The organism is Phenylobacterium sp. (assembly GCF_035944335.1).
Taxonomy (GTDB): Bacteria; Pseudomonadota; Alphaproteobacteria; order Caulobacterales; family Caulobacteraceae; genus Phenylobacterium.
In genome coordinates this window covers 25,029-32,548 of sequence record NZ_DASZBG010000020.1, presented here as the reverse complement: position 1 = coordinate 32,548, position 7,520 = coordinate 25,029, and the positions used below count along the sequence as shown (strand labels likewise).

The 7,520-nt window shown below is 68.3% G+C and carries 11 protein-coding genes; 3 read left to right on the top strand and 8 right to left on the bottom strand.

Annotation, left to right across the window (positions count from 1 at the left end; translation table 11 throughout):
- Positions 1–160: 160 nt before the first annotated feature.
- Positions 161–886: an SIMPL domain-containing protein gene (locus tag VGT80_RS04895; protein ID WP_327453424.1), complete on the top strand. Its 726-nt coding sequence runs from the start codon at positions 161–163 to the stop codon at positions 884–886.
- Between the two features lie 8 nt (positions 887–894).
- Here the strand turns inward: VGT80_RS04895 and VGT80_RS04890 are convergent, their stop codons facing one another.
- Together VGT80_RS04890 and panD are read right to left on the bottom strand one after the other, a co-directional pair.
- A complete protein-coding gene (locus VGT80_RS04890) occupies positions 895–1,371 on the bottom strand; it encodes a hypothetical protein (RefSeq protein ID WP_327453422.1) in 477 nt (158 codons plus the stop codon).
- Positions 1,349–1,705: an aspartate 1-decarboxylase gene (gene panD / locus VGT80_RS04885; RefSeq protein ID WP_327453421.1), complete on the bottom strand. Its 357-nt coding sequence runs from the start codon at positions 1,703–1,705 to the stop codon at positions 1,349–1,351. The genes VGT80_RS04890 and panD overlap by 23 nt, the downstream gene beginning before the upstream one ends.
- Before the next feature lie 155 nt (positions 1,706–1,860).
- Here panD and VGT80_RS04880 point away from each other — a divergent pair, with 155 nt between their 5' ends.
- Positions 1,861–3,111, top strand: coding sequence for a serine hydrolase domain-containing protein (locus tag VGT80_RS04880; protein WP_327453419.1), 1,251 nt, complete (start codon positions 1,861–1,863; stop codon positions 3,109–3,111).
- Position 3,112: 1 nt separating this feature from the next.
- On the opposite strand, the gene VGT80_RS04875 is transcribed toward VGT80_RS04880, so the two are convergent.
- On the bottom strand, positions 3,113–3,481 hold the full coding sequence (locus VGT80_RS04875) for a hypothetical protein (protein WP_327453417.1): 369 nt from the start codon (positions 3,479–3,481) through the stop codon (positions 3,113–3,115).
- 134 nt (positions 3,482–3,615) lie between these two features.
- On the opposite strand from VGT80_RS04875, the gene VGT80_RS04870 reads away from it, so the two are divergent.
- Positions 3,616–3,837, top strand: a complete 222-nt coding sequence (locus VGT80_RS04870) for a hypothetical protein (RefSeq protein WP_327453413.1) — start codon at positions 3,616–3,618, stop codon at positions 3,835–3,837.
- A gap of 28 nt (positions 3,838–3,865) precedes the next feature.
- On the opposite strand, the gene VGT80_RS04865 is transcribed toward VGT80_RS04870, so the two are convergent.
- From VGT80_RS04865 to VGT80_RS04845, 5 genes are all read right to left on the bottom strand, one after another.
- Entirely contained in the window at positions 3,866–4,696 is an 831-nt protein-coding gene (locus tag VGT80_RS04865; RefSeq protein ID WP_327453411.1) for a DUF6644 family protein, read from the bottom strand.
- Positions 4,693–5,349, bottom strand: a complete 657-nt coding sequence (locus VGT80_RS04860; protein WP_327453409.1) for a DUF6644 family protein — start codon at positions 5,347–5,349, stop codon at positions 4,693–4,695. The genes VGT80_RS04865 and VGT80_RS04860 overlap by 4 nt, the downstream gene beginning before the upstream one ends.
- 100 nt (positions 5,350–5,449) lie before the next feature.
- Complete coding sequence (gene crcB / locus VGT80_RS04855; protein ID WP_327453407.1) at positions 5,450–5,836, bottom strand: fluoride efflux transporter CrcB; 387 nt, start codon at positions 5,834–5,836, stop codon at positions 5,450–5,452.
- 79 nt (positions 5,837–5,915) lie between these two features.
- Positions 5,916–6,374 carry a DUF6152 family protein gene (locus VGT80_RS04850; RefSeq protein WP_327453405.1) on the bottom strand — a complete coding sequence of 153 codons (459 nt, stop codon included), beginning with the start codon at positions 6,372–6,374 and terminating at the stop codon, positions 5,916–5,918.
- Positions 6,375–6,511: 137 nt separating this feature from the next.
- Positions 6,512–7,396: a hypothetical protein gene (locus tag VGT80_RS04845; protein WP_327453403.1), complete on the bottom strand. Its 885-nt coding sequence runs from the start codon at positions 7,394–7,396 to the stop codon at positions 6,512–6,514.
- Positions 7,397–7,520: the final 124 nt, after the last annotated feature.

Here is a 7,520-nt window from a genome sequence, read left to right as displayed (position 1 = left end):
GAACCTGCAACCAGACCGTTATGAGCGGCCGGCTCTAACCATTGAGCTACGGGCCCCCGCAGGGAACCCAGCGCGGTTAGCATGGGCGGCACGGGCCTTAAAGCTTGCGTTCAGAAAGCGACGCGCAGCTTGTCGGCGAAGCTTGCAAGGAGCCCCCGAGATGAAGCGATTCCTCAGCGCCGCCGCCCTGGCCTTCGCCGTGGTGATCACCGCAGCCCAGGTGGCCTTCGCGCAAGTCCCGTCGGACGCGCGGTTCGCGGCCACCACGCTCAACCTGTCGGCCTATGGGGATGTGAAAGCGGCGCCGGACATGGCGACCATCACCCTCGGCGTGCAGACCGAGGCTGCGACCGCGGCCCTGGCGCTGGCCGCCAACGCCGAGCAGATGAACCGGGTCATGGCGGCCCTGAAGCGCGACGGGATCGCCGAGCGGGACATCCGCACCGCCCAGCTCAACGTCAATCCCAAGTACGTCTATGAGCAGAACCAGCCGCCGCGGCTGACCGGCTACGACGCCTCGAACCAGGTGACAGTCACCGTCCACGACCTCAAGCGGCTGGGCCAGACGGTGGACGCCGCAGTGGGCGCCGGCGCGACCAATGTGAACTCCGTCGCCTTCGGACTCAGCGATCCCACGGCGGCGCAGGACGCAGCGCGGCTGGCGGCGGTGCGGGCGTTGCAGGCCAAGGCCGAGCTCTATGCGCGGGCCCTGGGCCATCCGGTCGTGCGGCTGGTCAGCCTCAGCGAGGGCGCGAGCTTCGCCCCCCCGGTGATCACCGAGCCGGTCATGGTCGCGCAAAGCCGCATGGTCCAGCCGACGCCGGTATCTCCCGGCGAACTGCAGGTGCGCATCCAGGTGAGCGGGGTCTACGAACTCGCCCGCTGATCCAGCTGCTACTGCAGGCCGAGGTCCTTGAAGCGGGGCTCGATCCGGTCGGCCATCATGCGGCCAGGGAAGGTGCGCGCGCCCTCCATGACCGCCGCATAGACCAGACCCTTGGCCGGCAGCACGCCGGAGGCCCAGCTGACCCCGTGCGAAGCGTCGGCGGAGGTATTGCAGGAGAGCGCCCTGGCCTGGCCATCCTTGACCGTGGCGGCGAGCAGGTCCTTCACCTGCCACGCGGCCTGGCCCTGGCACGAGGGCAGCTGGCGGGCGCAGACGGTGGCGGTGTTGTAGCGATAGACGAGCCTGCCGCTGGCCTTCTCGGCGATCAGCAGGCAGCTCGCCGGATCGCCGATGGCGTCGGAGACCGCGGCGTCGAGCTTGTCCTGGTCGACGCCCTTGGGCGCGCCCGGGGCGCAGGCGCTGAGCGTCAGGACCACGACGACCAGCGCCGCGGCGGCGGCCTCAGGCGGCCTGTTTGATGACATTGCCCTCGTCGAGCAGGACCACGGTCGGCGCATAGTTGCGGGCTTCCTCCACGGGCAGCATGCCGTAGGTGACGACGATCACCTTGTCGCCCTTTTGCACGAGACGGGCCGCGGCGCCATTGACGCCGATCACGCGGCTGCCGCGCGGCGCCTCGATGGCGTAGGTGGTGAAGCGGGCGCCGGTGGTGATGTTGAGCACGTCCACCTGCTCGTGCGGCAGGATGCCTGAGGCGTCCATCAGCTCGCGGTCGATGGCGATGGAGCCCTCGTAGTCGAGATCCGCCTGGGTGACCGTCGCGCGATGCAGCTTGGCCTTCAGCAAGGTCACCAGCATTGGCAGACTCCTTCGACGCCGCCCCCACGGGCCGGCGCCGGATATACGCACCTCCAGGAGGGCTTTCAATCCAGGCAGGACCCGCTTGACGCCCGCCCCATCCGCCTGCCCAACTGATGAGTGAACGCCGATAAGGGGCGTGGGAGGATCTGGCGATGTACGGCGATCAAGGCACGGGCGGGCTCGCGCCCGAGGCGCTGGCGCAAATCCCGGCCGCGCTGCAAGGCGTGGTCGACGCCGGCGACCTGTCGGGGTTCGTGACCCTGGTCTGGCGCAAGGGCGAGGTCGCCCAGGTCAATACCCTGGGCTACCGCGATATCGCCGGGAAGGTCCCGATGACCCGCGACACCCTGTTCCGCATCGCCTCCATGACCAAGCCGGTGACCTCCATCGCCGCCCTGATGCTGATGGAGGAAGGCAAGCTGAAGCTCGACGACCCGGTGACCAGGTGGCTGCCCGAGCTTGCCAACCTGCAGGTGCTGAAGGACGCCGAAGGACCGCTCGAGGCGACCTATCCGTCGCCGCGCGAGATCACGGTCGAGGACCTGATGACCCACCGCGCGGGCCTGGCCTACGGCTTCACCTCCATCGGGCCGATCGCGCACGCCTATGAGGACCGGCTGGGCTCGCCGCTGGTCAACAGCCGCACGCCGGACGCCTGGCTGGCGGCGCTGGGGACCCTGCCGCTCTCCTATCCGCCGGGCGAACGGTTCCACTACAGCCACGCGACCGAGGTGCTGGGCTTCCTGGTGGCGCGCATCGAGGGCAAGCCGCTGGGCCAGGTGCTCCAGGACCGCATCTTCGGCCCGCTCGGCATGGAGGACACCTTCTTCTGGTGTCCGCCACAGAAGCGCGACCGGCTGGCGAAGCTCTACCGCGCCCCGCCCGAGGCCGGGCCGCTGGAGGACGTGTCGCTGCCGCTGACTGACGCAGCGCCGGCCTTCGAGGGCGGCGGCGGCGGGCTGATCTCCACGGCCGACGACTATCTGAAGTTCGCCCGCATGATGCTTGGCAAGGGCGAGGTGGACGGCGTGCGGCTGGTGAAGGCCGAGACCATCGAGCTGATGACCCGCAACCGGCTCACCGAGGCCCAGCGGGAGATTCCGTTCATGGGCATCCCGTTCTGGGGCGGCCAGGGCTTCGGCCTGGGCGTTTCGGTGATCACCGATCCGGAGAAGCAGGCTTGGATGGGCGCGGGCTCGGTGGGGGCGTTCGGCTGGCCAGGCGCCTTCGGCACCTGGTGGCAGGCCGACCCGGCCGAGGACATGGTGATGATCTACCTGATCCAGAACTCCATGCCGCTCGATCCTGGCTCGGCGGCGCAGCTCGCCACCGGCCAGCGGATGGGCGGACGCGTGGCCCTGCCGATCTTCCAGAAGCTGGTCTACGCCGCGCTCGGCAAATAGCTCAGTAGGCGCCGCCGAGGTTGCTGCGCGACTCCACGCAGATCGGGCGGCCGGCATAGGTCGCGCCCACCAGGCTGCCCTTGACCACGGCGGATCGGCGGGCGTGCTCGAAGGCCACGTCCTCGGCCGGCGGCTTCACGCCTCGTGGGCAGAAGGGCACGGTGACCTGATCGCCGCCGTGCAGGCACTGGCAGATGTCTTCGCGCTGGGCGATGCGGCTGGCGTCGTGCGACCGGCAGGTGACCGGCACGGTGTGGCCGGTGGGGTCCAGGCAGATGCTGGTGACGCTCGGGTCGGCGATCGACTGGGCGGTCGCCGGGCCGCTCATCAGGGCGGCCGCCGCGCCCAGGATCATCAAAGTGCGCAGCATGGCGCGTCTCCTTCGTGTCCCCCCGCCGGGAGGGTAGCGCTTCTGCAATCGAGAGGCGAGCGCAGCGTTCACCATGCTTGCTCGCCGCGGCTTAACCTAGGGGCGGCTATCCTTGGCCGATCAAGCGAGGACCCATGGATCCGCTCAGCATCGCCCGCGGCGGCCTGATGGCCGCCTCCGCCCGCTTCGAAGCCTCCGCCGAGCGCACGGCGCGCATGGGCGCCGACGCCAGCGTCGATCCGGCCTCCGAGGCCGTCACCCAGATAGAGGCGAAAACCCAGTTCAGCGCCAACCTCGGCGTGATCCACATCGCCGAGGCGATGTGGCGCTCGCTGCTAGATATCCAGACGACCTAGACCGCGTCGCCGCAGGCCGCCCGCACCGCTATTCGAAGGCGATCCAGCGCCCGGCCGCGCCCCCGGTGATCCAGACCAGGATGGTCGACCAGGCGATCAGTTGGACGAAGACGCCCTGACGTTCCTCGCGGCGCGTCAGCAACAGGCGCACCAGGCCCGCGCCGACGATCCAGATCGCCAACAGCCAGGTGAACAGCTTGTTGACCGGGTCCAGGTGGTGGATGTCGTCGCCCGCGTAGGCGAAGTGGGTGACGCCCTGCTGCGCGGCGATCAGCGCCAGCAGGCCCACCAGGTAGATCCACCGCAGCCGTCCCCTGGACGCGATCAGCACCACCAGCGCCGCGGCCGTGATCACGTGATAGAGGCCCACATTGATCAGGGCGCCGGTGGCCATGATCACCAGGCCTGCGAGCCAGATGAGCGCGCCCAGGAGGAACCACAGCTTGGCGGAGCTCGAGACCGCGCCGTCGGCCCTGGCCACCGGCCGGCTCGCGCCATAGGTCAGGATGATCCCGCCCAGCAGGGCGCACATCTTCACCACGAAGGCGGTGGAGTCGTAGAGCTTCTCGGCGTTGGCCATGCCGATCAGGATGCCCGAGGCGATGATGCCGATGACCCCCAGGTCCTGCCAGCGCCGGAGGTTGCGGTAGATCTCCGACGGCGGCTCCTCGGTGATGCCGACGTTCAGCAGCCGCAGGTTCATCAGGATGGCCGTGCCGCCGAGCAGCGTCAGCGACAGGATGTGCAGCACCTCCCAGTTCGCGTACTGCGGCTTGATGATGTAGGCGGGCCAGACGTTGACCAGATTGACGACCCAGGGCCGAAGCGCCGGGAACAGGACTTCGAAGGTGAGTTTCATTGCGCGGCCCCTTGCGGCTTGGCCGCCCCGGAATTGGGCGCGAGCTTGACCATGTCCTGCGCATCGACGGCCCCGTGCTCGGAGGTCTTGCAGTCCTGCAGCACGTTCACAACGTGGGGGATCGGCTTGCCGCAATCGAACCAGTTGTAGGGGATGAAGCGGCCCATCGCGATCACCAGCAGCCAGGAGACCAGCGACAGGACGGCCGAGACCTGGGCCATGCGCGGCGGGGTGGCCAGGGTGTCCCAAGCCGCCTGGTTCTTCTGCACCCGAGTGTGGAAGACCACGATGTTGAGCATGGCCAGGACGAGGAACACCAGCTTCGCCCGGAACCAGATATTGTGGTAATAAACCAACGGCTTGGCGAAGAACAACGCCAGACCCGTGGCGATCAGGATGACGAAGCCCGCGACGGTCAGCGGCAGGATCTTGTCGCTGACCACCGACACCGGCGTGCGGCGGAAGGTGACCCCCAGCAATCGCAGATCGACCACGAAGATGGTGCCGGCGAACAGCACCAGCGTCAGCAGGTGCGTCCCTTCCAGCAAGCCCCAGAAATTGAGCGAGCCCAACAGGGCCTCGCTCCAGGACTGGGCAGTGTCGCCGGTCCCTTTGCCGAGCACGGTCTGCAACCAGACCAGGGCTTCACGCACCAATGAACATCCCCCCTCTATTTCTCTATTGAAATCAAAGCAGATAGAGCGTCGTCGCCGGACTTCCTCTTACCTTAGCCGCCGCCGGAAAGCGACCCGCCTAAGCTGCGCCGCGGACGCCGTTCAGGAGGCCCGCCACCGCCACCCCGGCCCAGACGGCCAGCAGGCACAGGACCACCGAGCCCGCGATATTGCCGAGCGCGGCGGCGACATGGCCCTGGCGGAGCAGATCGAGGGTCTGCAGGCTGAAGCTGGAGAAGGTGGTGTAGCCGCCACAGAGCCCGACGGTGAGCAGCAGGCGGGCGTCGGGCGAGAGGCCGGCCGGCGCCGTCGCCAGAACGCCGATCGCGAAGGAGCCCGTGACGTTGACCAGCAGGATGCCCCAGGGGAAGACCCCGCCGCCGGCCTGGGCGACGAAGGTCGACAGCGCGAAGCGGGCCATGCCGCCCAGCGCGCTGCCGAGCGCGATCCACAGATAGGTCAGCACGGCGCGCACCCCCTCGGTCGAAACGCAAAAAAGGGAGCCGCGCGGGCTCCCCTTTCGCCAGCCTTGTCGGCCGCGGAGCCTATTGTTTGTCGGTCGGGTCCGAGCCGTCCTTGGGCGCGCCGGTGCCGGACGAGCCCATGAACACCTTGCGGCCGTCGGGGAAGGTCACGTCGCGACCGTTCGCCTTGCAGACCGGGGTGCAGGCCTTGTCCTTCGACTGGTAGCCGCGGACGATGATCTCGGTGCCCACCTTCAGGGTGTTCTTGTCGACACCCGCGCGCAGCAGGGTGTTGGGCGTGCCGCCCTCCACCATCCATTCGCGGACCACGCCGTCGGGGCCGGCGGCGTCGAGGTGCACCCAAGCGTGCGGGTTGATCCATTCGACCTTGGTGACCTTGCCGCGCAGCAGCACGGGGGCCTTGCCGTCGAACTCGGCGGAGAAGGCGTGGTGGGCCGAAGCCTGCCCCACGCCGATCGCCGCCGCCGCGAGCACGCCCGCGCCGATGAGGGTGGTGAAGGTGATACGACGAGAATTCATGGTGCGCCTCCAGCGCCGATGCTGACGTCTTCTACAAATTCACTCGGCCGCCATGAACGGCGACCGAACGGGTCTAAATTACCCGCAGACGAGACCTCATCGTACATGAGGTTCTCGTCCGCGCACAATGGAGCCGATCAAGGCAGCGGGTTCTTCCGCAGCTTGCCGTACATCAGCTCCTCGACGAACTCGACGCACTTGAACTGGCCCAGCCGCGCGTCGTCGCCGACGTGGCGGTAGAGGTTCATGCTCATCTTCCACGGCCGGGTGAAGGTGGCGGGATCGGTGATCTCCGCCTCGTAGCGCAGGATGCCCGGACCGGTCGGCGTATAGCGCTCGACGACCTTCATGTCGGAGGAGTGGAAGTTGCCCGCCCGGTCGAGCCAGGTGGAGTCGTTGAGACCGGTGACCACGACCACCAGGGTGTCGCCCTCCCAGTGCGCCACCGACTGGCCCATCCAGCTGTCGACCGGCGCGGGGCCCGGATCGGTGAACAGGATGTTGCGCACCGCGCCCGCGTATTCGTAGGCGAACAGCATCTGCTTCTCGGATTGGAAGATCTGGAAGGGATGCGTCATGTAGTTGGCGCGCGGCACGCCCGGCAGGTAGCACTTGATCTCCGGATCCTTGTTGATCCAGTCGGCCTTGTTGGCGTCGCGCGTCTTCCTGGCGTCGGCGGTGTAGGGGATCTCCCCGCCCTGCACGACGCCGAGGCCGGCGGGCACTGCGCCCACGGCGCCCAGCGCCAGCACGTCCTTGGCCGGCACCGGTCCGTAGGGGCCCGGGCGCATCTGCAGCGCCGCGCTCGCGGCATGCGGCTCGATATTCCAGCCGGCGGTGTTCATGACCTGCCAGACGCCGTTCAGATCGGGGTGGACCCGGTCGGGCCCGCGCGCGGCGTGATAGGCCACGGCGGCCTGGGTGGCATGGCCCCCGGCGGGCCTGGCCTTGGCAGGCGCCGCCTGCGCATGGCCCGCGATCACAACACCGGCAATCGCCAGAGCGGCCGCAATCCTCATCATGGTCGAATTCCCCCCAAGCGCTCCGCGTCCAACCCGGGCGGAGCTGTCGTTGAAACAATGCTGTAATGGAGCTTGGCCGCAAGAGCCAGAGGTCCACAACTTTTGACAATCCTTCACGGGACGG

Bases quoted from the DNA above. Each gene is read 5' to 3' on its own strand.
- VGT80_RS04895 (WP_327453424.1), top strand. From the start codon at position 161: ATGAAGCGATTCCTCAGCGCCGCCGCCCTGGCCTTCGCCGTGGTGATC.
- VGT80_RS04890 (WP_327453422.1), bottom strand. From the start codon at position 1,371: ATGTCATCAAACAGGCCGCCTGAGGCCGCCGCCGCGGCGCTGGTCGTC.
- panD (WP_327453421.1), bottom strand. From the start codon at position 1,705: ATGCTGGTGACCTTGCTGAAGGCCAAGCTGCATCGCGCGACGGTCACC.
- VGT80_RS04880 (WP_327453419.1), top strand. From the start codon at position 1,861: ATGTACGGCGATCAAGGCACGGGCGGGCTCGCGCCCGAGGCGCTGGCG.
- VGT80_RS04875 (WP_327453417.1), bottom strand. From the start codon at position 3,481: ATGCTGCGCACTTTGATGATCCTGGGCGCGGCGGCCGCCCTGATGAGC.
- VGT80_RS04870 (WP_327453413.1), top strand. From the start codon at position 3,616: ATGGATCCGCTCAGCATCGCCCGCGGCGGCCTGATGGCCGCCTCCGCC.
- VGT80_RS04865 (WP_327453411.1), bottom strand. From the start codon at position 4,696: ATGAAACTCACCTTCGAAGTCCTGTTCCCGGCGCTTCGGCCCTGGGTC.
- VGT80_RS04850 (WP_327453405.1), bottom strand. From the start codon at position 6,374: ATGAATTCTCGTCGTATCACCTTCACCACCCTCATCGGCGCGGGCGTG.
- VGT80_RS04845 (WP_327453403.1), bottom strand. From the start codon at position 7,396: ATGATGAGGATTGCGGCCGCTCTGGCGATTGCCGGTGTTGTGATCGCG.